At 57.3% G+C, this 22,903-nt stretch carries 19 protein-coding genes; 16 read left to right on the forward strand and 3 right to left on the reverse strand.

Features of this window, described 5'->3' with window-relative positions; genetic code table 11:
- The first annotated feature begins 43 nt into the window (after nt 1-43).
- The 8 genes from PV433_RS23310 to PV433_RS23345 all read left to right on the forward strand — a co-directional run bounded on the left by PV433_RS23310 (nt 44) and on the right by PV433_RS23345 (nt 10,781).
- Nucleotides 44-1,237 (forward strand): M20 metallopeptidase family protein, encoded by a 1,194-nt coding sequence (locus PV433_RS23310; protein ID WP_332074431.1) that lies wholly within the window; start codon nt 44-46, stop codon nt 1,235-1,237.
- A 65-nt stretch (nt 1,238-1,302) separates the two neighbouring features.
- Entirely contained in the window at nt 1,303-2,649 is a 1,347-nt protein-coding gene (locus tag PV433_RS23315) for a hypothetical protein (protein ID WP_332074432.1), read from the forward strand.
- A gap of 355 nt (nt 2,650-3,004) precedes the next feature.
- Nucleotides 3,005-3,910, forward strand: coding sequence for a Gfo/Idh/MocA family protein (locus PV433_RS23320; protein WP_332074433.1), 906 nt, complete (start codon nt 3,005-3,007; stop codon nt 3,908-3,910).
- A gap of 25 nt (nt 3,911-3,935) precedes the next feature.
- The gene (locus PV433_RS23325; protein ID WP_332074434.1) at nt 3,936-5,177 is read left to right on the forward strand and encodes an alpha/beta hydrolase family protein; all 1,242 of its coding nucleotides are present in this window, start codon (nt 3,936-3,938) and stop codon (nt 5,175-5,177) included.
- A gap of 958 nt (nt 5,178-6,135) precedes the next feature.
- Nucleotides 6,136-7,452, forward strand: coding sequence for an ABC transporter substrate-binding protein (locus PV433_RS23330; protein ID WP_332074435.1), 1,317 nt, complete (start codon nt 6,136-6,138; stop codon nt 7,450-7,452).
- 76 nt (nt 7,453-7,528) lie between these two features.
- Nucleotides 7,529-9,076, forward strand: a complete 1,548-nt coding sequence (locus PV433_RS23335; RefSeq protein WP_332074436.1) for a glycosyl hydrolase family 28-related protein — start codon at nt 7,529-7,531, stop codon at nt 9,074-9,076.
- A gap of 46 nt (nt 9,077-9,122) precedes the next feature.
- Nucleotides 9,123-9,518, forward strand: a complete 396-nt coding sequence (locus PV433_RS23340; protein WP_332074437.1) for a hypothetical protein — start codon at nt 9,123-9,125, stop codon at nt 9,516-9,518.
- Between the two features lie 318 nt (nt 9,519-9,836).
- Nucleotides 9,837-10,781: an AraC family transcriptional regulator gene (locus tag PV433_RS23345; RefSeq protein ID WP_332074438.1), complete on the forward strand. Its 945-nt coding sequence runs from the start codon at nt 9,837-9,839 to the stop codon at nt 10,779-10,781.
- A gap of 89 nt (nt 10,782-10,870) precedes the next feature.
- Here the strand turns inward: PV433_RS23345 and PV433_RS23350 are convergent, their stop codons facing one another.
- Nucleotides 10,871-12,346: a copper amine oxidase N-terminal domain-containing protein gene (locus PV433_RS23350; protein WP_332074439.1), complete on the reverse strand. Its 1,476-nt coding sequence runs from the start codon at nt 12,344-12,346 to the stop codon at nt 10,871-10,873.
- Nucleotides 12,347-12,366: 20 nt separating this feature from the next.
- On the opposite strand from PV433_RS23350, the gene pcp reads away from it, so the two are divergent.
- Together pcp and PV433_RS23360 are read left to right on the forward strand one after the other, a co-directional pair.
- Nucleotides 12,367-13,272, forward strand: a complete 906-nt coding sequence (gene pcp, locus PV433_RS23355; protein WP_332074440.1) for a pyroglutamyl-peptidase I — start codon at nt 12,367-12,369, stop codon at nt 13,270-13,272.
- Nucleotides 13,273-13,385: 113 nt separating this feature from the next.
- Complete coding sequence (locus tag PV433_RS23360) at nt 13,386-14,228, forward strand: AraC family transcriptional regulator (RefSeq protein ID WP_332074441.1); 843 nt, start codon at nt 13,386-13,388, stop codon at nt 14,226-14,228.
- Nucleotides 14,229-14,438: 210 nt separating this feature from the next.
- On the opposite strand, the gene PV433_RS23365 is transcribed toward PV433_RS23360, so the two are convergent.
- Complete coding sequence (locus tag PV433_RS23365) at nt 14,439-14,981, reverse strand: PadR family transcriptional regulator (RefSeq protein WP_332074442.1); 543 nt, start codon at nt 14,979-14,981, stop codon at nt 14,439-14,441.
- A 145-nt stretch (nt 14,982-15,126) separates the two neighbouring features.
- Between PV433_RS23365 and PV433_RS23370 the strand changes: the two genes are divergently transcribed.
- The 6 genes from PV433_RS23370 to PV433_RS23395 all read left to right on the forward strand — a co-directional run bounded on the left by PV433_RS23370 (nt 15,127) and on the right by PV433_RS23395 (nt 21,967).
- Nucleotides 15,127-15,573 carry a hypothetical protein gene (locus PV433_RS23370; RefSeq protein ID WP_332074443.1) on the forward strand — a complete coding sequence of 149 codons (447 nt, stop codon included), beginning with the start codon at nt 15,127-15,129 and terminating at the stop codon, nt 15,571-15,573.
- 181 nt (nt 15,574-15,754) lie between these two features.
- On the forward strand, nt 15,755-16,906 hold the full coding sequence (locus PV433_RS23375; RefSeq protein ID WP_332074444.1) for a Gfo/Idh/MocA family protein: 1,152 nt from the start codon (nt 15,755-15,757) through the stop codon (nt 16,904-16,906).
- A 15-nt stretch (nt 16,907-16,921) separates the two neighbouring features.
- Entirely contained in the window at nt 16,922-18,088 is a 1,167-nt protein-coding gene (locus tag PV433_RS23380; RefSeq protein ID WP_332074445.1) for a dihydrodipicolinate synthase family protein, read from the forward strand.
- Nucleotides 18,089-18,141: 53 nt separating this feature from the next.
- The gene (locus PV433_RS23385) at nt 18,142-18,963 is read left to right on the forward strand and encodes a sugar phosphate isomerase/epimerase family protein (protein WP_332074446.1); all 822 of its coding nucleotides are present in this window, start codon (nt 18,142-18,144) and stop codon (nt 18,961-18,963) included.
- A 97-nt stretch (nt 18,964-19,060) separates the two neighbouring features.
- Entirely contained in the window at nt 19,061-20,284 is a 1,224-nt protein-coding gene (locus tag PV433_RS23390; RefSeq protein ID WP_332074447.1) for a Gfo/Idh/MocA family protein, read from the forward strand.
- 792 nt (nt 20,285-21,076) lie between these two features.
- Entirely contained in the window at nt 21,077-21,967 is an 891-nt protein-coding gene (locus tag PV433_RS23395; RefSeq protein ID WP_332074448.1) for a manganese catalase family protein, read from the forward strand.
- A 664-nt stretch (nt 21,968-22,631) separates the two neighbouring features.
- On the opposite strand, the gene PV433_RS23400 is transcribed toward PV433_RS23395, so the two are convergent.
- Nucleotides 22,632-22,903, reverse strand: a 272-nt coding sequence (locus PV433_RS23400; RefSeq protein ID WP_442951515.1) for an AMP-binding enzyme, incomplete at its 5' end; no start/stop codon positions are given.

Consider the following 22,903-nt stretch of genomic DNA (forward strand, 5'->3'; position numbering starts at 1 on the left):
CTTTATCATTCATATACTGATGTGGACGGAGGGACCACTGCCGATGACAGAAGCGACATTACTGCGTCCTTTACTGGATGCGGGCGAACGGATGGAGCAGGATCTGGTCGATTTCCGGCGCGATCTGCACCGCAACCCCGAGCTGAGCCTGGAAGAGTCGGAGACGGCGGCCAAGGTGGCGGCTCGTTTGCGGGAATATGGCTATGAAGTCAAAACCGGCGTAGGCGGTCACGGTGTTGTGGCCGAGCTGGCCGGAGACAAACCCGGCAAAACGATTGCGCTGCGGGCCGATATGGATGCGCTTCCGATCCAGGAGGAAAGCGGCGTCCCGTTCGCCTCGGAGCGCAGCGGCGTTATGCACGCGTGCGGTCACGACGCGCATACGGCGATGCTGCTCGGAGCGGCGCGTATATTGATGGACCACAAGGACGAGCTCGAGGGGAACGTGCGGTTCTTGTTCCAATCGGCCGAAGAAATCAATCAGGGCGCCCGGATGATGATAGCGGAAGGCGCGCTCGAAGGCGTCGACGAGATTTACGGTTTGCACAATCTGCCTACGCTGGCGGCCGGCAAGGTGGCTACCCGTTACGGTTCGCTGATGGGTTCTGTCGACCGCATCGAAATCGCGCTCGAGGGCAAGGGCGGCCACGGCGCGATCCCGGACCAGAGCATCGATCCGGTCGTTGCGGCGTCCGCCATCGTGATGGGGCTGCAGACCGTGGTTAGCCGCGAAATATCGCCGTTTGACCCGGTCGTCGTGACGATCGGCAGCCTGCAGGCGGGCGACACGTACAACGTTATCCCGCACCGCGCTTCGCTGGTCGGTACGATCCGGACGTTCTCCCCGCGCGTGCAGGCGTCGATGAAGGAGCGGATTACCCGCATCGCAGGCCAGATCGCCGAAGCGTACCGCTGCAAAGCGGAGGTTACCTATACGGAGATGACTCCGGTGCTGGTAAGCAGCGACGAGTGCGTGGCGCATGTAGAGCAGACCGTGGAGGCGGCGATTGGCACGGCCAACCGGATCGAGGCGGCGCCAACCCTGGCGGGAGAAGACTTCTCGCTTTATTTGCAGCAGGTGCCGGGATGCTTTTTCTGGCTGGGGTCCGGTCCGGAGGAAGGCGCGGAGCGCGCGTACGGACTGCATCATCCGAAGTTCACCATCGAGGAAGCATGCTTGCCGCTCGGAGCTTCGCTTCTGGCGGCCGTAGCCTTGAAGCGGTTAAGCGGCGGCTGAAGCCTGAAACCGGCTCGCCGGCTGCTTAACGAATCATACGACATGACAGGTCTGGAGGCTGGATTATGGCCGAAACGAACACGGCTCCATTTCCCAAAGGTATCGCCATCGGAATTATCGGTCCGGAGCAGCTAAGAGAAAAGATGGAGCATTGCCTCAAAGGCTTTCCGTCGTTTGATCCGGTAACCCGCTTGTTCAGCCGGGAGGATGAAGCGCCGGAGCTCGCCAAGGAGCTGATGGATCATGTGGAAGTGATCCTGTTCTCAGGGCCCGTTCCTTACCGGATGGCCGTTCAGAAGCTCAACTTCAAAATACCGGTGCATTACGTAAGGCTGTCCGGTACCGGGTTGTACCGCGCTTTGTTCCGCATCGGACGGCGGTTCGGCCTGGAGGAGATGTCGGTCGATACGTTGTCCAAGCAGTCGGTGGAGCGGGCGTTCCAGGAGCTCGGGGAACCGTATAAAGAGCTCGTTCATTACCCGGGGTCCGATCTTGCGGCTAGCGGGGCGCTTATCGATTTCCACACCGAGCAGGTGAGCAGCGGCAAGGCGAAGGCGGTGCTGACGAGCGTAGGGGCCGTATCCGCGGGGCTTTCCGAGAAGGGCATCCCGAACGAATGGGTGCTGCCGACCGATCAGGATATTATCGTCGCTCTCGAGCGTTCCCTGCTGTCGACCGAATCGCGCCGCAGCAAAGAATCGCAGATCGTCGTCGGGTTTATCCATGTGGACGAATTCGACCGGCTGGCGAAGAAAAAGGCGTCGGAGCACGAAGTGCAGCGGCTGAAGCTGGACATTCACCGGATGCTGCTCGGGTACGTCGAATCGCTGGACGGGCATTTGACGCATCTGGGCGGGAACGAATATTTGTTTATTACGACGCGCGGCATCTTCGAACGCGAGACCGGCGGCTACAAGTCGATCCCGCTGGCGCGGGTCGTCGAGAAATATTACGGCCTGTCGCTCAGCATCGGCATCGGCTTCGGTCGGTCGGCCAACGAGGCGGGCACCCATGCGCGGCTGGCGCTGCGCAACTCCAAGGAAAGCGGCGGGGATATCTGCTTTATCGTCCGGGAGGACAAAAGCGTGATCGGTCCGCTCGAGATGACGCACCCGCACGAGTACGACCTGTCGCTGATCGATGCGAACTTGCTGAAGCGGGCGGAGGAGGCCGGGCTGACCTCCGGGTATTTGAGCAAGCTGGTCGCCCACGTTACCCGGTTCGGCAAGACCGATTATACGGCGCAGGAGCTTGCGACTGTGTTGGACGTTACGGTGCGCAGCACTCACCGGTTTCTGCTTGCCTGGCTCGATTCCGGCCTTATCGAGATTATCGGCGAGGAGAAGGGGAAGTCGAAGGGGCGTCCGAAGCAAATTTACCGGCTGTCGTTCTTAAGCGAGCTGGTCCGCTAACCCGGGTCCGGCGGGAATGGATGTTCGTGCGAATGAACAATATCGTAAAAAAAGATTATCCCGATCAAAAGAAAAGGCAATAATTCTGCAGCCGGTCTTGGTATAGTTACTAGAGAGGTAGTTCAAAAAGTCCACTTTTGATCACGAAGCAGATCAGGATGCCTGCTCGACATCGAATATGGAATTCAGCCGGAACTTCCGGTGCTCACGTAGCTCTCACTACGCTCCGCTCCTCATTTCCTAGCTTCATCCCATCTTCTCGGTGCTGAAAACCGGACTTTTTGAACACGCACTAAAAGAGAACGGACCTGCAGCAAGCTTGTTCGGATATTTTGAATATAGGGAGGTGCGTTCCATGTCGAACGCATTAAAAATCGGAATTATCGGATTGGACACTTCGCACGTTACCGCCTTCACCAAATTGTTGAATGATCCCGAAAACGCTTATCACGTAGCCGGCGGCAAAGTCGTCGTCGCTTTTCCCGGCGGTTCCCCGGATATGGAGCTCAGCATTTCCCGCGTGGAAGGGTTTACGAATACGCTTCGCGACGAGCTGGGCGTAACGATCGTAGATTCGGTCGAAGCGGTAGCCGAGCAAAGCGATGCGATCCTGCTGGAATCGGTAGACGGACGCGTTCATTTGGAGCAGTTCGCCAAAATCGCGCCTTACGGCAAACCGGTATTTATCGATAAGCCGCTCGCCGTAACGTCCGAAGACGCCAAGCAAATTGCGGAGCTGGCCAAGAAGCACGGCATTCCGGTGATGAGCAGCTCGGCGCTCCGTTATGCGGAAGGACTGACTTCCGTATTGAGCGACGACAGCAAAGGAGCGGTGATCGGCATCGACGCGTTCGGTCCGATGGCACTGATCCCGACGCAGCCGGGTTATTTCTGGTACGGCATTCATACGGTCGAGATGGTATTCGCAACGCTCGGCAAAGACTGTGTCGATGTGACGGTCACAACGAACGACGACCATGATCTGATCGTCGGACGCTGGGCGGACGGCCGAATTGCTACGATGCGTGGCAACCGCAAAGGCAACAATACGTTCGGCGCCGTCGTGCACCGCGAGAAAGGCAGCCAGTTCGTCGACGTATACGCTCATCCGAAGCCGTATTATGCGAGCATGCTCGAGCCGATTATGGCGATGTTCAAAGGGGAAGGCCCAGCGATCGACTTCGAGGACACGGTGCGTCTGGTTCGCTTCATCGAAGCGGCTAACGAAAGCCGCGAAACCGGGAAGACGGTTGCGCTGTAACGATAGCAGGACAGCAGGCGGGAACATGATGCCAGTCATGACCCGCTTTTTTTCTGTAACGGGAGCGGGAATAGGCCGTGCCGTTCCGGCCAGCGGCAGATCGGCACCCGGCCCGGGCTGCAGCGGACGCATCCGCTGGCAGCGGAGATGGAGGACGGGGAGTCTGCTCCTGATACGCGGCCTGGTACGGAGTTATCAACACACGGATAGCGAAGGAGAGTTGGAGATGACGGAAAGCAGCAAGCGGGCGGGATATACGCTGGAGCAGCTTAACCGGGACGGCGTCCCGAAGCTGCTCGATTCGATCACCGAAAAGGCGGAGTGGGAAGCGAAAAAAGCGGCGCTTAAGGAGCGGTGGCTGGACTTGATCGGCGGTGTCCCGCCTGCGGTTCCGCTTCGTTATGACATCTTGTCGGAAACGGCCGAGGAGCGTCACGACCGGTTTCATCTGTGCTACGATACGGTTGACGGCGATACGGTGACGGCCCATCTGCTCGTCCCGAAGGGAGCGGCCGTGCCGGGAGCAGGCAAGCTGCCGGCGATCATGGCGCTGCATCCGACCGCAAACGAAGGCAAGGACGATGTCGCCACCCCGCAAGGCAGAGACAATCGCCGGTACGGAGCCGAGCTTGCCGACCGCGGTTATGTGGTGCTGGCGCCCGACACGATTACGGCGGGCGAGCGGATCTACGAAGGAGCGCCCGCTTATCAGACGGCTCCGTTCTATGAGCAGAACCCGGCCTGGACGGCAGTCGGCAAAATGATCGCCGACCACCGGCAGGGGCTCGATCTGCTGGCCTCGCTGGACTACGTGGACAGCGGGCGGATCGGTGCAATCGGCCATTCGCTCGGCGGCTACAACGCCTTCTTCCTGGCCGGCGCCGACGAGCGGATTCGCGCGATTGTCTCCAGCTGCGGCTTCGCCACATTCACCGGCGACCCGAACCCGAACCGCTGGGGACGGCGCGACTGGTTCTCGCATATTCCGGCGATCACCGACTATATCGAACGGGGCGAGGTGCCGTTCGAGTGGCACGAGATCGTCGCGCTGGCTGCGCCGGTGCCGTTCTTTAACTGGAGCGGCCAGGCGGATACGATCTTCCCGCACTGGGAGCCGATCGCCGCTGCGATGCGCGACCTGCACGGGCTGTACGCGTGGCTCGGCGAGCCGGAGAAGATGCTGTCGCTCGACGGGACGAGCAAGCACGACTTCCCGGGTCCGATCCGCGCCGCCGCGTACGATTTTCTGGACCGCTGGCTGAAGTAAACCGGCGGGGGCGCCTCCAAAGTCAATTTGCGATGTTGGTGCCCCGCCTAATACCGATTTTTCCTGAGAAAAAGGACCTCAGCCTTCACGTTGCAGTGGAAGTTGAGGTTCTTTCGTATGGAGATCGGGACGTTCTCCTGTCATGCGAACGCTTTTGGGACAACCTCTTTTTTTAAATCGTTCGCACAAAGGACTTCCGTTGGAGAGAAGAGGAGGGGAGGGGGAGAGAAGGCAGCCTCGAATTTTCCTTTAGCGGAACTCCAACTTCCTCTAATCCAGCCGAAAGCCTTCATAAACGGATAAATCGGAAGAAAAACTTCCGTTATTTCCCGGAATGACGGCAGTTGGGAGCCGGATTGCCATAATAGCGGAAATGAAGTTTCCGCTAAGACATCCAATTTGCCATTTGGTCAGGAATAACGGAAGTAAAACTTCCGCAAGCGCGCTGAACCCCGGTTGGAAGCAAGTTTAACTTCCACCGAGAGCTCTCCCGGATTGTGCGTTCAGCCTCCCGACTGGTAATATGTCTACCAACCTCCACTAGCCCGCCAGCCCCTGCACGAAGAACTGACCTGCGTCGTCAAGCGCAAGTCCGCCGCCAACATCCCCGTGAACATATCTAAGCACCAGCCCTGCCAGCACAACCGCCAAGAACACTTCTATGGAGCGACACGGCCAATACTCGTCTCACGGGCACGTCTACAGTGTGCTGGATAGCACCAGCTCCACGCCTCACCCCCGCGCCGACATCCTGGCACCCGCCGGACCCGCCAATCTCTCCCGCCAATCCTCACGCCGGACCCGCCAACAACTCCAACCTTTCCCAGTAGCTTACAAATTGACAAGCGGCAAGCCAACATAATGATATTCATCCCGAGCGTCTGACAATTTATGATGAAAGGGTAGATCATTCGAAAACGTTTACACAATGGAGAAGCGGAAAAAGGAGAGGGTTGTTTTGAGTAAGGGGAGTTGTATGGCGATGCTGCTTGCCGGTGCGCTTGCGCTGGGCGGATGCGGCACGAATGCGCCAGGGGCGGGGGACGGAAGCGCAGCGGGTGGAACGGAGGAGAAGAAGCCTGCGGAGAAGCCGGCAGAGAAACCTCCCGAGCCGGTCACGTTGAAGTTTCACCAGCTTGGCGTTTATTTCACGCCGGAAGATTTTAAACTGCTGCTTGCCGATCCGGTTAAGAAAAAGTATCCCCATATTACGCTGGAGATGATCAATTACTCGAAAGACTTGGCCAATCTGCTGTCTACCGGGGAAACGGTCGATTTTCTCGTCACCTACAACGGCCAGTTAGCCCCTCACAAAGATCTTGACGTGCTCGAAGACATTACGCCGCTTGCCAAAAAGCACAATTTCGATCTGAGCCGCTTCGATCCCGGCGCCATCGACGCCTTAAAAACCGCATCCGACAAGGGAGAGCTGTATGCCCTGCCGTACGCGGTCAACCTGAACGCCCTGTACTACAACAAGGACATTTTTGACAAGTTCGGCGTTGCGTATCCGAAGGACGGCATGAGCTGGGACGAGGCGATCGATCTGGGAGCCAAGCTGACCCGGCGGGAGGGGGACGTGCAGTACAGAGGTATTGAGGTAGATAATTTGAACCGGCTGCTGTTCCCGTTATCGCTGAACGTCGTCGATGCGAACACCAATAAGGCGATGGCGGACAGCGACGCTTACAAAAAAGTGTTTGAGGTCGGCAAGCGGATGTTCTCTATCCCCGGCAACGAGTATTTGGCCGGTCTGAACAACCGGTTTATGAAAGACAAAAACGTTGCGATGGCCGGAACCGTAAACCTGTTTTTGAGCTTGAAGCAAACTCCCGACCTGAACTGGGACATCGCTCAATTCCCGAGCTACAAGGAACGGCCGAATCTGTACGGCATGTACGACCTCCACCTGCTGATTCCGATGAAGATGAGCAAGCATAAGGACGACGTGATGCGGGTCATGGAAGTCATGTTCTCCGACGAGGTCCAGACGACGATGGTTCGCAAGACGGCGAGAATCTCGACGCTCCAAGATCCGAAATATGTGGAGCAGTATGCCAAGGACATCCCCGAGCTTGCAGGCAAACGAATCGAGAGTATTTTCAAGAGCAAGCCGGCTCCCGCCCAGGCGTTCTCCAAACATTTCGTGAAGGCGTCCGCCTTGCTTAACACCGAATATGTCGAATATCTGAACAATAAAATCGATGTGAATACGGCGCTTCGCAATGCGGAAGAGAAGATCAATCAGATGATCAAATCGGAGAACAGCAAGTAAGCCCGGGCGGCCAGCTCGCCGGCTCGCGCCTGGTCAAGCCGGGAAAGCCGAAATATAGACCGGAGGAGGTCTTTCGATGAATGCGATGCAAGGGATCAATGTCAAATGGTTCGGGGCGAAGGGCGACGGTGTAACGGACGATTCGGATACGATCAATGCGGTGCTGCAGCAATTTGCGAACGTGTATCTGCCTCCCGAGCATACGTACTGCATTACGAAGCCGATCATCGTTCCGGACGGCAGGGCGCTTTATTCCACCGGCAACGGAGCCACGATCAAGATGCAAACCGTCAATACGGCCGGAATCGAGGTGGGCCAGCAATCGAGCGTAGATACGCTTACGATTATTCCGGCGCTCGGCAATACATCGGAGGAGGCGTGCGGCGTCAAAATCCGCTCCACCCCGACCTCCACGCGGGCCAGAATCCGCAATGTCAGCATAAAAGGCTCCGACTTTACTTCCAACGGCATTTATGCGAACGCCTTGCAACATTACGTGGCATTTACGGTCATCGAGAATGTGTTCTGCGAAAGGCTGAAAAACGCAATTCGATTGGAAGCGACTCCTCCGGCCTATGTCAACGGTACGTTAATCAACAATATCATCATCCGTTCGACGATTCGCGGCTTTTATATCGGAAAAGGGTCGGAAGCGAATCTGGTGAACAATATTCAGTACAATGCGGGCCAGTCGGCAGTTGAGGCCATTCATGCCGAGACGAGCTACAACCAGTTCAACGGCTGGTTTTACGATCTCGGGGTGAACGGTTATTCCGATCAGCTCGCCAGCTTTTCCGGCACGGCCGAAGGCAACATGATTCGTTCGGCAGCCGTCTACCAGTCGAATTGGAAAATTACCGATACGACGCCGACCAAAAACAATTATGTGCAGATGGACAACAGTCTCGTCCATGAGCAGATCGCGTTGTCCTCCTATATGCCGCATGCGTTCTTAACCTCGGCGGATCATAAGAAATGGGGCTATTGGTATCGCTACAAACCGTACGAGGGAGAGCAGGACAACATCCTCGCCTACGCCGACAAAATCAACATAGTGACGAACGACGGCGTAGCGTTGGACGGAGGAGAGCTGGGCAAAGCGTTTGACCCGTTTGGCTATTTGTCGACCGACAAGCCGCTCTGGAAGCCCGGCGCCAACCAGCGGGCGGTGGTGACGATCGCGATCCGGGAGCCGGATACGACGGCGAAAAGGCTCGACTTCATGCAGGTCGTATTCAGCGCGGGAGCGGAGGCCAAGTCCATCAAGTTGGAATATTACGACCCGGCCGATTCGTCGTGGAAGCTGGCAAAGGAAATCACGAACAACAACAAACGGTTCGCCTATTGGCACATGGACGTTCAGGGCGTACCCCGGGCGGCGATGCTCCGATTTACGCTGGGAGAACCGGCTGTACCGGCGACCGGGATCAAGGTCGAGCGTTTCGTGGCCCGCATGTTATGCTCCACCGGACTAACGTTCGTTCCCCGCGGCGGAGGCACGGTCGTCGGAGATATCGACTTTTACAGCTCCGCAGTCGGACCGGTTCTCACTACACCGGACGGGACGAAGAAGTACCGGCTATGGGTGAACAACGACGGCGAGCTTAAACATGATCTGATCTAAGTGCGATTGTTGTTGTTCCAGATGTACGAGAAGCGGAGGGAAAGCGATGGATCAGCTTCGGAAGGACCCTCATCAGACGAGCGGAGAATCAGCGGCGCCGGAACCAATGAGCAGAAGGAAAATGATCGCCAGCATCGGGCTGGCCGGGGTCGCGGCAGCCTCGGCAGCGTTGCTCGGCAGCGGTGTCATCCGGGCGGATACGCCGGTTCACGAGTCGGTATACGGAGTGCCGGGGAGCGGCTCGTGCGCGCTCAACATCGCCGAGCTCCGGACGATGAGCGGCGCCGTCTGCCGGACCGTTCACGTGCTCGGTTACTATGAGGCCAATGACGGCGGAGGCGGGCTGTTTTACTGGGACGGCGGTTCCACTGCTGCAGACAACGGAGGTACTGTCATCCAGCCGGCCGGGATCGCAACAGGCAGATGGCTGAGGAACATGTAAAAGTAGCAAGAGACGGGCAAGTCGCAAAGACAGAAGCAGTTGTAAACGTAAGAACTAGAAGGCTGCCGAACCTCTGCGAGGTAATGCGTTGGTGTGTTATAAGGGGAAGGATAAGGGGAGAAGGCTCCGCGCCGTCGGGGTCTTCTTTTTGTTGTTCAGGAAAGGCGGAAGCCCGGCCGGTTTCTGCGGGGATAACGGGGCTGCGGTGAAGGGAGCGCCGATAATCAGTTCCCAATTGACAACAATCGAAGCGAATGCGTATAGTAAGTGCGTATATACGTTAGTATAGAACTTGCGTGTTTGCGGGAGGAGGCTCTGATGCGCGGACTGGTAGAGTATCCTAAGGAATATGCCGAATTTCTGTATTACACCTCTTCCGAATTGGAGAGAGCGATCGGAGTCTGCCCGTCGAATGCCGGTCAGATGATAGCTAAGCCGAACTATCATGCGGGCCCCAAGATGGTTCGGTTTTTTATTATTCATTTTGTGATGGAAGGTCAAGCGGTCCAATGGGTGAACGGCAGACAAATCGTGCTGAACAAGGGGGATCTGTTCTGCCTGTTTCCGTACAAAATCGAGCAGCACAGCATCGTGCCGGACAATCCGCTGCTGCGGATGACCTGGCTCGGCTTGATCGGCGACGGCGTGCTGCCGCTGCTGTCTCATATCGGGATTACCGAAGACCGTCCTTACTTGCGGAAAGTATTTGTTCCGGGCCTGCTCGGCGTGCTCCAGCAGCTGCTGGTTGACTTCCGGCATCTGCTGCCGGGCGGAAGCTGCTTTCGCTGGCTCGCCAAGCTGTACGAGCTGTTCGATCTGCTGGCGCTCGCCGCCCGCGAGCAGAAGGAGGAAGCGGAGAAAGGCTCGGTTAGCTGGATTCGCGAAAGCCAGAAGTTTATGAATACGTATTTTATGGAAAATATTACGGTTCAGGACGTGGCAGATTATGCGGGTGTTCACCGTTCTTATTTTTCGGCCGAGTTTTCGAAGCGGATCGGCATCCCGCCTGTCCAATATTTGCAGCGGCTGCGAATGGAGAAAGGGGCGCAGATGCTGGTTGAAACCGAGTTTCCCGTCACCGATATCGCGCTTTCGCTCGGCTATCCCGATCTGTACACGTTCACTCGCGCCTTCCGCAACTACTACAGCGTAACCCCAAGCAAATTCCGGACGAACCCCGACGTCATCCTGGATCGGGAAACCGAGACGGCGTGCCCGGCGGCAGCAAACCCGAACGAGGAAGAGGGCCCAAGCCCAGGTTGAAGCCCGCCCCGGACAGCCACGGCGCGTGATGACGCGCACCGCATGAGAAGCCAGACGCAAGGCGCCCGTGACCGATCCGGCCGATACCGTTATTTCCGGCTTCCGTTAATCCAGGAGCCGCCTACTTCCCAGACGTAAATATCGCCGTAACCGGTTGTGCTTGATAACGTCTTGCCGATTTTGAACGACTTGTTCGTTTTCGAATCCGTCAGCAATATCGGGTACGACCAATCTCCGCTTTCCTTCCAGGTTCCGTAGCCTGCATCGTATTCGCTTGTCGAACTGTTCCAATTAAACGTAGAATCGGTAAAGGCAAACGTCCCGTCGCTGTTAATATCCAGGAAGCCGTCGGGCGATCCGGCGAACACCGTGGTCGTTCTTGTTTCTGCAGCGTAGTTATCCGTTGTGTAGGCTCCTCCTTTCACGAACAGCGAATAGGAGCCGATCAAGGACTGAACGCCGGTGTCCGGTCTCGGCTCGGAGGATGCCTCCCCGGCTTCCGTGCTGTCCGCTCGCGTCGATTCGGATTCGGCCGTTATCCCCGTATCCGGCGCATTGATGCTGATCGTCGACGTTTCACTGTCGAAATCCACTTTTTGCTGCAGCTTTTCGCTGATGAACCGCACGGGCACGAACGTGGAATCCCCGATTCTTTGTGGCGGTACGTCCAGCGTAATGGATTGGCCGTTAACGATGGCGCGGCTTTGATCCAGCCACAGGACCAGCGTGCTTCCGTTTAGCGTCAGCGTGATTTTCTGCTCGGCGTTATCCCACACGAGGTCGGCGCCAAGCGCCTCGGCGATAAAGCGAAGCGGAACCATCGTTCTCCCGTCGACCAGCCTTGGCTTAAGCGAATCGTCCAAAGTCGTAAACAGCCCGTCGATCAGAACGACATTGTGCAGAAGACTCAAAACTATAATCGGCGGCGTCTCAGACGATGCAGTGTCCGGCGATGGCGCTGCGGGTGCCGGCGATGGCGTTGCGGGTGACGAAGGCGAAGGAGTGGCCGGAGCCGACAGTGACGACGGTGCCGCAGGCGCGGGAGTTGACGTTTCCGGCGCTTCCACTGCATAGCTGAAGGTGATCGCGGAATTGCTCATGCGGTCGATGCGGAGCTTCGCGAACGTATGATCATGAAGCGTCACCAGGTAGACGCCGCCGACCTCGAGCGTTTCTCTGGTTTTGAAGCCGGAGGACGGAGGGAGCGTCGCCGTTTCCAGCTTTTCGTTCAGCTGCATGACGCTGCGCGCCCCGATTGTGGAAGACGACATGACAAAATCGGCTTCGGCCTCTTCCTTGGTGAGCGATTCCGATGCGAGGTTCAGGCCGCCGAACGCCAGCTCATAGTTGGTAGCGACAATTCCGTTGTAGAGAGGCGAGTAAGTTGCGGACCGGGGCTTCGACCAGCCGATCTTATCCGCCGCCCAAGCGGCTCGGGCAGGTAAAACCGCTTGCAGAACGGCGTTTATCAGGAAGGCTGCGATCAGGATCGACAGGACGCCCGGCTGCATGAGCCGATGACGGGCCTGCTGGGTTGCTGCGTGTGGTAGGAAGGTGTTGCGCATTGGGTGTGACCTCCATAGCTATGATTAACGTTCTCCCGTCAGCTTACCATCCCGGAACTTACACTTTTCTTACACGGAAATTGCCGCTTCGGCCAGCAGCCCTTGCGCAACCGCTCGACATTCAGGTTGCCGGCGATCATAATAAGATACGGCTGGAGGCCGATGTAACGCACCTATTAGATGTAAAGGAGGAAAGCGACGGAGCGGAGAAGGACGGAGGCGAACCGTGCAAAAAGACCGTGCTGCTTGCGGACTGCCGGGCGATCCGGACAATCCGGACAATCTCCGTTGCACCTAAAATGAAAAAAATACTGGTAACCGGATTTGTGCCTTTTCTTCATTATCCAATCAATCCTACCGAGCAGTTGGCACAACGAATAGACGGCGAGCGGATCGGCGAGTATGAGGTGATCTCGGCGGTGCTGCCTGTCGAATTTGCTTCGTCGGCGGCGGCTTTGCTGCGCAAATACGAGGAGGTTTCGCCGGATGCGGTCATTTCCTTGGGGCTTGCGGCAGGCCGGGACCGGATTACGCCGGAGCGGATCGCAATCAATTGCAGCGACGGGGATGCGGACAATTCCGGGGTCGTCTGCCGGGATCAGACCATTGCGGAGGACGGTCCGGCCGCTTATTTCACGACATTGCCGTATCGGGCGATGATCAATCGTTTGCTCGAGCACGGCATTCCTGCCCAAATCTCGAATTCGGCGGGAACGTATTTGTGCAACAACGTTATGTATCAGATGCTGCATCGTTTGCATCAGGAGAACAGGCAGGATCAGGTGCGATCCGGCTTTATCCATATCCCAGCCTCGCATGAGCTGGCGCTCTTGATGAAGAGAAGCGTTCCGAGCTTCGCGCTGGAGACGCTGCACAAGGCGCTTCGGCTGATGATTCTGGAGCTGTCGGCACAAAGCCGAGAGTAGTTTGGCTAAGGCAACATTCCAATGATCCATTAAAGCGAGAATCCTTGTAAAGCGCCTCCCATCCGCGATAAAATGACAGTAGCAAGTTCGTTCTCATTCCCGGAGGTTGCGCCATGACGATCAAATGGATCGATTTGTCCCCGAATCAAATCGACATTTACGAGCAAAAGCATATGGGTGGTCATCTCGTAACCGAGCATCATCATCAGATCCACCAGATCTTGTTTGTGCTTGAGGGCGAAGGGAAGATCAGGCTGGAAGGGGAAACGTACGAGCTGGGGGGCGACGATACCGCCGTGCTGCTGCCGTATTCGGCGCATTCCGTCATGTCGGATTCCAGGCTGACGCTGCTTGTGCTGGCTTTTGAGCAGTCCGCACTCGATCCGGAAATCGCCGGGGGGCTGCTTCACGCTTATTTTCAAACTTCGGCGCTGATGAAGCCGAGCGCCTTTATCGGAAGCGAACTGCGCCAATTGCTGCGAAAAATGTTGTTCGAGCAATCGAAGCCGCACTCGCCGCTCACCCGCCTCTCCCTGAAAATCCATCTGTCCCAGCTGCTGCTTGCTCTCGCCCGTTCACAGGAGGCGCCCGCGTCGCCGGCCGGTTCCGGCTCCAACTGGCTCCGCGCCGAGAAAATACGCAGCTATATCGATATGCACTACTACGAGCCTCTGACCGCCGCCGATCTGGCCGGCAAGCTGGGCATCAGCACCCGGTACGTCAACAATATTTTCAAGGAGCGCTACGATACGACTCCGATTCAATATTTGACGGAGGTTCGGATCGGGCTTGCCCGGAAGCTGCTTGCCGATACCGGCAAAGATATTATCTCGATCTGCTTTGAGGTCGGCTACGATTCCGTATCGACTTTTTACCGGACGTTTAAAGCGATTGTCGGCATGTCGCCGAAAAAATACAGAGAAATCGGCAAGCCGGAGGAACCGGATTGGAGCTGAGGCTGTACCGGGCGGCGCGAACGCAGGGGAAGGCGGCGGTACACGACGCGGCGGCTTTTTGCGGAATGGGCGGATGATCCTGGCCTGGCGGCAACTTATGATGTGTGAAATAGGGGTGTATGTAAATACGGAGAGCGGAGAAGCAAGCCGCGGTGTTGTTCCGGTTCGTCCCTACTCCGTTCTCCGGGTTACGTAGGACATAGGCTCTTGTTAGGTCGTCGGCCTGTCGGCCGTTCCCATCCCGCCATAGATCGAGGCAATCGTTTCCTTCAGCCAGTCGATATCGCATTGCAGCAGGGCGATCCGGTGCCGTACCGACAGATCGACCCCGCTTCCGTGTCCGTGAAAAGGAACGGAGGTGAACGTCCGCAGCATTCGGGTCGTCTTCGCAAGTCTTTCCTCCAGCAGCTTTACGGCCTCTTCTGGAGGCAGATGATCGATGAACATCAGACCGATATCCCCCGACGGAGTGATGTTCTCGAAGCTTCCCAGCGTCGTTCGCAGCAATTCCTCAAACCGTGCTTCGCCTGCTTTCGTGATCGAATAGATCTGTCTGGGCGGCCGGTTCCCCTCTTGCTCCACACTTACATCCACGAAGCCGGATTGGTCGAGTCTTTTTAAGATTGCATAGGCGGTCGCTTTCTTCATATCGGAAACCTGTCCCAGGTTGCGTTCGATAAATTCGTTAATCTGATAGCCATGCTGGCTTTGTGCCATCAATAAACCGAGTACGAGCAGTTCGCGTTCGTCCATGCCGAATCCTCCTTATCCCCTACCATTATAGTCACACTTGACTAGAAGATCAAAAGCTGATAACCTACTCATGTCGAATTAATCACGCGTGACTATATAAGCGGCAATAAGCAAGTTGCGGATTTTCCAAAGGAGGAGTACGGAAATGTACGGTTTTATGCTGTTTATTCATCTTACGGGTCTATCGATTTGGCTCGGCTCGCTTGTCGCTGTCGCGATTTTGCTGACGGCTATGAAGAAGATGCTTCCCTCCGCCGACGTTAGCGGCATCGTCCGGAAGACGGTTCGCACCTTTAATCTGCTGACGCATCCGAGCGCCTTTCTTGTGCTGATTTCCGGCGTATTCATGATTCTGGAGATGGGACTCGGCTCGGACAAGCCGTTTTGGCTCATCTATATGGAGCGGGGCGGCGGGATGATTGTGTTGTTGTTTATCATCGTCATCTCGATCATGGGCAGACGTCTGATGAAGCGCATCGCGGGCGGGGACGTCCAGGCCGCCTCCTCTTCGATCTCGTCTTACGTGACGGGGCTTTCCTTGAGTACGGTGCTGGTGTTGTCCGTCGTGTTTGTGGTTAGCGGCAAGTTTTGAGTAAAATACGTTTAAGTCCAGCATCCGCTGTAGCGCTAGCGCCGACAATGTTCGGCGCTTTTTCTTTTTTCGACCAATCCGCATTTTGGTTCCGAATGTGAGAATTCGTTTCCCTTAGTCGTAAGATTAAGCGCTCTCCCGGCGTATACAATGGCAGTATAAACCGAAGGGAGACATGAACATGAGCGTACGTAAAATCGGAATTATTATGAACGGCGTTACCGGACGGATGGGCACGAACCAGCATCTGATCCGTTCCATACTCGCGATCCGCAGCCAAGGGGGAGTCAAGCTGCCCGATGGAAGCGTCATCATGCCGGACCCGATTCTGGTCGGAAGACAAGAGAATAAGCTGAGAGCGCTCGCCGAGACGCATGGAGTGGAGCGGTGGAGCACCGATCTGGAGTCTTGCCTGGCCGATCCTTACAACGAGATTTATTTCGACAGCCAGACGACGGTCCGCCGCGCCGAGAGCATCAAGCAGGCGATTGCCGCCGGCAAACATATTTATTGCGAGAAGCCGACTGCAGTCGATCTGGACGGATCGATGGAGCTTGCGCGGATCGCCCGCGAAGCCGGCGTCAAAAACGGCGTCGTGCAAGACAAGCTGTTCCTGCCGGGGATGCTGAAGCTGAAGCGGCTGATCGATTCCGGCTTTTTCGGGCAAATTCTGTCCGTCCGGATGGAGTTCGGCTATTGGGTATTCGAGGGAGACTGGCAGCCGGGTCAGCGTCCTTCGTGGAACTACCGCAAGGAAGACGGCGGCGGCATTATCGTCGACATGTTCGCTCACTGGCGTTATGTGCTCGACAATTTGTTCGGCGAAGTCAAGGCCGTATCGTGTCTCGCAGCGACACACGTGACGAAACGTCTGGATGAGCAGGGCAATCCGTACGAGTGCACGGCTGACGATTCGGCTTACGCTACGTTCGAACTCGAAGGCGGCATCATCGTCCAGGCGAACTCCTCGTGGACGGTGCGCGTAGACCGCGACGATCTGCTGACGGTGACGGTCGACGGTACGGAAGGCAGCGCGGTAGCGGGCCTTCGCGATTGCAAGACGCAGCATCGCGTCAACACGCCGAAGCCGGTATGGAACCCGGATATTCCGAATCCGTTCGAATTCCGCGACCAATGGGTGCAAGTGCCGGACAACCAGACGTTCGACAATGCGTTTAAAGTGCAATGGGAGATGTTCCTGAAGCATATCGTGATCGACACGCCGTTCCCTTGGGATCTGCTGGAAGGGGCCAAAGGCACGCAGCTGGCCGACCTGGGTCTGGAATCGTGGCGCGAGCGCCGCTGGATCGACGTACCGAAGCTTAGCTTGTAAAAGGAGGACGGACCGATGGCGAAGACGATTCGTCTCCCCCGCGCGGGGGGAGCTTTATATGAATATACGACGGGCAAATCGGCCGGATTCGAAGTTCCGGCCAGTCCGTTCACGGGCCGGGTCGCCTTCTCGGCGGCTCACGTCGTGTGCGATCCGTTCGCGGACGCCGATCCGTTGAATAACGCCCAGATCGACTGGAACGCCACGCTTGGCTACCGGCATCATCTATGGTCGCTCGGTCTCGCCGTCGCGGAAGCGATGGATACGGCCCAGCGGGGGATGGGACTCGACTGGCTGCGGGCCAAGGAGCTGATCCGCCGTTCGATCGCCGAGGCCCGCACGGTAGGGGGCCGGATCGCATGCGGAGCCGGCACCGACCATCTGGCGCCCGGTCCGAAGGTGACGCTGGAAGACGTGGAAGCGGCTTATGAGGAGCAGGTGGGCTTCGTCGAAGGCGAAGGCGGACAAGTCATCCTGATGGCGAGCCGCGCTTTGGCGGCCTGCGCGAGCGGTCCCGACGATTACGAGCGCGTATACGGACGTATTTTGCGTCAGGTGAAGCAGCCGGTCATCCTTCACTGGCTCGGCGATATGTTCGATCCGGCCCTGGCCGGGTACTGGGGCTACCGGGACGATCTCGATGCGGCGATGGACGTCTGCTTGCGCGTTATCCGGGCGAATGCCGACAAGGTGGACGGCATCAAAATTTCGCTGCTGGATGCGGAGAAAGAAATCCGCATGCGCCGTCTGCTGCCCGAAAATGTGAAAATGTATACCGGCGACGACTTCAATTATCCCGAGCTGATCCGCGGCGACGATCAGGGTTACAGCCATGCGCTGCTCGGCATTTTCGACGCGATCGCGCCAGCCGCCGCCGCAGCGCTTCATGCGCTGGATAGAGGCGACCTGGACCGGTATGAATCGATTATGGCGCCTACCGTTCCGTTGTCGCGGCATATTTTCCAGAAACCAACGTATGCCTACAAGACGGGGATTGTGTTTATGGCTTACTTGAACGGTCGCCAAAACCATTTCCGGATGATCGGCGGAGCCGAAGGGGCGCGCTCGATCGTCCATCTGGCCGATCTGTTCGTCCTGGCGGATCAGGCGGGACTGCTGGCCGATCCGGAGATGGCCGTAGAACGGATGAACGCTGCGCTGGCGCTGGCCGGTATCCGCTAATCCGGGCTGGGCCGACGCGGAAGGACATCACATAACCGGGAGGGAACGCTGCTGTGGAACGTTTACAAAATATAGATCGACTGAGTCTGAATCAAATCACGACCGACCGGCTGAATATGCGCGAAGCCGTCGAATGCTGCGTGCGCGCCGAGGTGCCGTGGATCGCCCTGTGGCGCCATAAGGTTGCCGAAGCGGGCGTTGCCGAGAGCAGGCGGCTGGTGAAGGACGCCGGACTTCGCGTCTCCAGCTTGTGCCGCGGCGGTTACTTCCCGGCGGCGACGTCCGCCGAGCGGGCCGCGCGGATGGACGACAACCGCCGCGCCGTCGAGGAAGCGGCCGAGCTCGGCACCGACGTGCTGGTGCTCGTCTGCGGCCCTGCCCCGGACCGGGACATCGACTATGCGCGCAAGACGGTCGCCGAGTCGATCGCGGAGCTCGTGCCGTTCGCCCGCTCGCACGGCGTCAAGCTGGGCATCGAGCCGCTGCACCCGATGTATGCGGCGGAGCGCTCGGTCATCAACACGCTGGCGCAGGCGAATACGCTGGCGGAACGGTTCAATAAGCAGGACGTGGGCGTCGTCATCGATGCGTTTCACGTCTGGTGGGATCCGGAGCTGTATGCCCAGATCGAGCGGGCGAGAGGCCGGATTCTCGGCTATCACGTATCCGACTGGATCGTGCCGGTGCCGGATCTGCTGATGGGCCGGGGGATGATGGGAGACGGCGTGATTGAGCTGCGCCGGATGCGCAAAGCAGTGGAAGCGGCCGGCTACGACGGCCCGATCGAAGTAGAGATTTTCAATCGCCAGGTGTGGGATATGGATGGCGACGAAGCACTTGCGCTTATTAAAGAACGTTACCTGGAGCACGTGTAGCAGCCGCTGCACGTGCCTTACTTTCCGCCGGACCGGGAATCGGCGCCTCAAGCCGCCGCCGGGACCGGCATGGAAAGCGGTATTGGAGGGAATCGATTTGAACAGATATCGGGCCGCAATCGTCGGAATCGGAGGCTTCGGCTCCAACCATGTCAAGACCATGCTGGGCCTAGCCGGTGAAGGGCTTCTGGACATCGTCGCTTTCGCCGAGCTGAATATCGGGGCGTACCGCGAGACGTACGATGCGCTGACGGCGTCCGGCGCGAAGCATTACACCGATTACGAGGAGATGCTGGACGCACACCCGGAAGCGGACTTCGTCGTCATCGCCACGCCGATCGCCGCGCATAAGCCGATGTGCATCCGTGCGCTTCGCTCCGGTTTTCATGTCATCGTAGAGAAGCCGCCTGCCGTAACGGTTCAGGACATCGACGAGATGATCGCCGCGCAGCGGGAGAGCGGCCGGTTTTGTCAGGTGAACTTCCAGAATACATCAGGCACGGCGTTTCGCCAGCTGCTGGATAGGCTGAACGCCGGAGCGATCGGCCGGATCACCGATGTGACCGGCGTCGGGATGTGGAAAAGGCAGCGCTCCTATTACGAGCGCACCCGCTGGGCCGGCAAGCTGGTATGCGACGGGCAGTTCGTGCTCGACGGGACGATCAATAACCCATTTGCCCATCTGATGCATAATTGCCTGCTGGCCGCCGGCAGCGGCGATGCCGCCGCTTCCTCTCCCGAATGGGTGCAGGCGGAGCTGTACCATGCGAACGAGATCGAGGGCGACGACGTATCGTGCGTCCGGATCGGAACCGCCCGCGGCGTGAACGTTCATTTTTATGCGATGCTCTGCCATGAACGCAACGACGCTCCTTCGATCTCGATTCAGGGGACGGAAGGCGAGGCGCTGTGGCATTACGATAACCGGCTCGAGATCCGGAGCACCGGGAAGCCGGAGTATACGTTCCAGGGCGAGTCGGAGAATCTGATGCGGAATATGTATCTCAACTTGTTCCGGGTGCTGGATGGTTCGGGCGAATCGTTGTACGCGCCGCTGGAAGCGTGCCGGAGCTTCGTCGCCGTGTCCAACGGAGCTCACCAGTCGTCCTGGTCGGTCCGTACGATCGGAGAGCCTTACCGGGTCGAGCGGGAGGAAGGGCATACGACCGTCCGTCTCGTGCCCGGCTTATCCGAGCAGATCCGGGACGCAGCCGAGCAGCGGAAGCTGTTCTCGGAATATCCGTTTCCGTGGGCGACCTCGACGAGTCCGTTCCGGATGGAGGGGTACACCCGGTTTGAGCTGCCCCGGGGTATGGCGTAGCTTAGCGTTAGCATTAGCGTTATGCACGGCTAGTGGGCATAAGGCTTAGGGATTCAATTGGAAAGGACCTCAACTTCCACAGTAAGTGGGGGCTGAGGTCCTTTTTCTGCCCTGCGTCAAGCGGGGAAAGGACCCAATAGGAGCGGTTTGTACCCTCTATTTTGTCCGAAAACAGGCTTGGACACGGAATAAGAAAGGTTTGAAGCTGCTAAAATCCGCGAAAAGGCTGCACCCCCTATCAGCCGGCTGAAATAAGGGGTACAAACCGAGGCTGTCGATTCATTGTGTAGAAGTGTTAGCAGGGCGTTCCAAGTGAAAAGTTACCTTCTTCTGCTCAAACAGGTTGTCCGGAATCCCTTGATTGAATAAGGATTGTAAGGTAGGGGATTCCAGACAAAACTCGCCAGAAGGTCATCTTTTCCCTTTCCACTTGGTTGTCCACCATGAATCGACAGCCTCACAAACCGCCTTTATTCGTCTCACTCACCCCCATATGCCGAAAATAGAGGGTGCCGGAGACTCTTATAGTGGTATAGAGATCGTACGTATTCTCTTTCGCCGAGGCTGGATACGTTCTGCTTGCAAAGAAAGAGGGTTACGGGCCGCCTTGGAAGTCGATTTGTTACCTAAAGCATCATCAAAGAGCGGCCGGAGCCCGGTAAACCCCTTCCTTCCTCGCACAAACATTTGGATTCGCAGGAGGAAAGCGGCATTTGTTTATGACATCGGGGAATGGGGTCAACCTGCCGCCGCATATAAATGAGGCAACTAAAAGTGGGCAGGGAGGTTGTCATGTTTAAACGAATCAAAAAGCTGCCTATCGCTTTGCCGGTACTCGAGCAAGGCGACGCCAATGCGGCCGCGGCGGTTCAGGAGCTGCTGGGCGGCAAGTTCGGCGAAATGTCGACCTTAAACAACTATATGTTTCAATCGAACAATTTCCGTCAGAAGCAAAAGCTGAAGCCGTTTTACGATCTGGTGGCGAGCATAACGGCTGAGGAATTCGGACATGTGGAGCTTGTGACCAATACGGTCAATTTGCTGCTGCGGGGGATTACCCATCCCGGGCCGCCGGATTCGACTCCGCTGGGGCCGGGTCTGAACGTGCGGAATACGCAGCATTTTATCGTAAACGCCCAGACGGCGCTTGCGGTCGATTCAATGGGGAAGGCGTGGAACGGCGATTACGTGTTCAACAGCGGCAATCTCGTGCTGGATCTGCACCACAACTTTTTTCTCGAGGTCGGCGCCCGCACTCACAAAATGCGTGTGTACCAGATGACGGACCATCCCGTTGCCCGGGAGATGATCGGCTACCTGCTTGTACGCGGAGGAACGCACATACTGGCCTATGCGCGGGCGCTGGAGATGGCCACAGGGGTCGATCTGACGAAGATGCTGCCGATCCCCGATCTGGACAACACCAAGTTTGATTACGCGCGCAAATTCGAGGAGCAGGGACTGGGCAACGTGCTGTACACCTGGAGCGAGACGGATTACCGCGATATTGGCCTCATCTGGAAAGGCAACAATCCGGGCAGCGGAGAACCGCTGAAGGTCGTCATCGGCACGCCGGAAGGCGCCCCGATCCCGGAGCTGGACGATTTGCCGGAAGAGTTTGCCCCAGGTATAACGAAAGATCACTACGAGCAAATTTTGAAGCGGCTGCTGTCCAAAGTGTAACATGGAATGCGGGCGGAGTCATAGGTTTGGGTAGTGGGCGGATAGCCGGCGGCGCTCGGAAAGGCTGCCCATTTCCCAATTCGCAGCCATCCTCCTTCGTGGGTGATAGCGGAAATTCCATTTCCTTTATTCTTGAAAACCAGTGCCGGTAACCGCGGTAACGGAAACATCATTTCCGCTATTTGTACCATTTGCGGGCAATACGGACCGATTCGGCTGAATAACGGAACTCTTATTTCCGCTAACCAGCCATTTTACCCCGTCGATCCAAAATAACGGAAATGAAAGTTCCGCGAGCGACCGGACAAGTGCTTTACAACCTTGCAACCACTCTTCCCAACACAGATCACTTGCGCCACCACGCAAAATTCCAGCTGGAGCAGCAAACTGCCGCTCCCCGGCACGAGAAGTGCGAAAGTACTCCGCAAAAGCATAAGCTAGCTTCTATACCAAAACTAGCCCGCGATAAATGCCCCTCTACGTAAGCGGCAGCTTCTCTTCATTCAGAACGTCCTGGTCGCTTCCATGCCGTACCGAGCGTAACGTAACCATTCTAGCGCAAATAAAAACTGCCGCTAATCTGCGGACCGAATCTCAGATCGTACCTGGATTCGACCGCGATTAGCGGCAGTCTGTTTGTTATTGCATCTAATTTTAGCTCGCCTTAATCTTCGATCGTCGACAAGTCGCCGGTCGGCAGGCCAAGCTCCCACGCCTTGAGCACGCGGCGCATGATCTTGCCGCTGCGCGTCTTCGGCAGCTTATCCTTAAACTCGATTTCGCGAGGCGCGGCGTGGGCGGACAGCCCAACTTTGACGAACTGCGAAATCTCCGCCTTCAGCTCGTCGCTCGGCTCGAATCCGGCGCGCAGCGAGATGAACGCTTTGATGATCTCTCCGCGCAGCGGGTCCGGCTTGCCGATGACGCCGGCTTCCG

The organism is Paenibacillus sp. GYB004, assembly GCF_036577605.1.
Taxonomy (GTDB): domain Bacteria; phylum Bacillota; class Bacilli; order Paenibacillales; family NBRC-103111; genus Paenibacillus_AB; species Paenibacillus_AB oceani.

Bases quoted from the DNA above. Each gene is read 5' to 3' on its own strand.
- PV433_RS23310 (WP_332074431.1), top strand. From the start codon at position 44: ATGACAGAAGCGACATTACTGCGTCCTTTACTGGATGCGGGCGAACGG.
- PV433_RS23315 (WP_332074432.1), top strand. From the start codon at position 1,303: ATGGCCGAAACGAACACGGCTCCATTTCCCAAAGGTATCGCCATCGGA.
- PV433_RS23320 (WP_332074433.1), top strand. From the start codon at position 3,005: ATGTCGAACGCATTAAAAATCGGAATTATCGGATTGGACACTTCGCAC.
- PV433_RS23325 (WP_332074434.1), top strand. From the start codon at position 3,936: ATGATGCCAGTCATGACCCGCTTTTTTTCTGTAACGGGAGCGGGAATA.
- PV433_RS23335 (WP_332074436.1), top strand. From the start codon at position 7,529: ATGAATGCGATGCAAGGGATCAATGTCAAATGGTTCGGGGCGAAGGGC.
- PV433_RS23340 (WP_332074437.1), top strand. From the start codon at position 9,123: ATGGATCAGCTTCGGAAGGACCCTCATCAGACGAGCGGAGAATCAGCG.
- PV433_RS23345 (WP_332074438.1), top strand. From the start codon at position 9,837: ATGCGCGGACTGGTAGAGTATCCTAAGGAATATGCCGAATTTCTGTAT.
- PV433_RS23350 (WP_332074439.1), bottom strand. From the start codon at position 12,346: ATGCGCAACACCTTCCTACCACACGCAGCAACCCAGCAGGCCCGTCAT.
- pcp (WP_332074440.1), top strand. From the start codon at position 12,367: ATGATTAACGTTCTCCCGTCAGCTTACCATCCCGGAACTTACACTTTT.
- PV433_RS23360 (WP_332074441.1), top strand. From the start codon at position 13,386: ATGACGATCAAATGGATCGATTTGTCCCCGAATCAAATCGACATTTAC.
- PV433_RS23365 (WP_332074442.1), bottom strand. From the start codon at position 14,981: ATGGACGAACGCGAACTGCTCGTACTCGGTTTATTGATGGCACAAAGC.
- PV433_RS23370 (WP_332074443.1), top strand. From the start codon at position 15,127: ATGTACGGTTTTATGCTGTTTATTCATCTTACGGGTCTATCGATTTGG.
- PV433_RS23375 (WP_332074444.1), top strand. From the start codon at position 15,755: ATGAGCGTACGTAAAATCGGAATTATTATGAACGGCGTTACCGGACGG.
- PV433_RS23380 (WP_332074445.1), top strand. From the start codon at position 16,922: ATGGCGAAGACGATTCGTCTCCCCCGCGCGGGGGGAGCTTTATATGAA.
- PV433_RS23395 (WP_332074448.1), top strand. From the start codon at position 21,077: ATGTTTAAACGAATCAAAAAGCTGCCTATCGCTTTGCCGGTACTCGAG.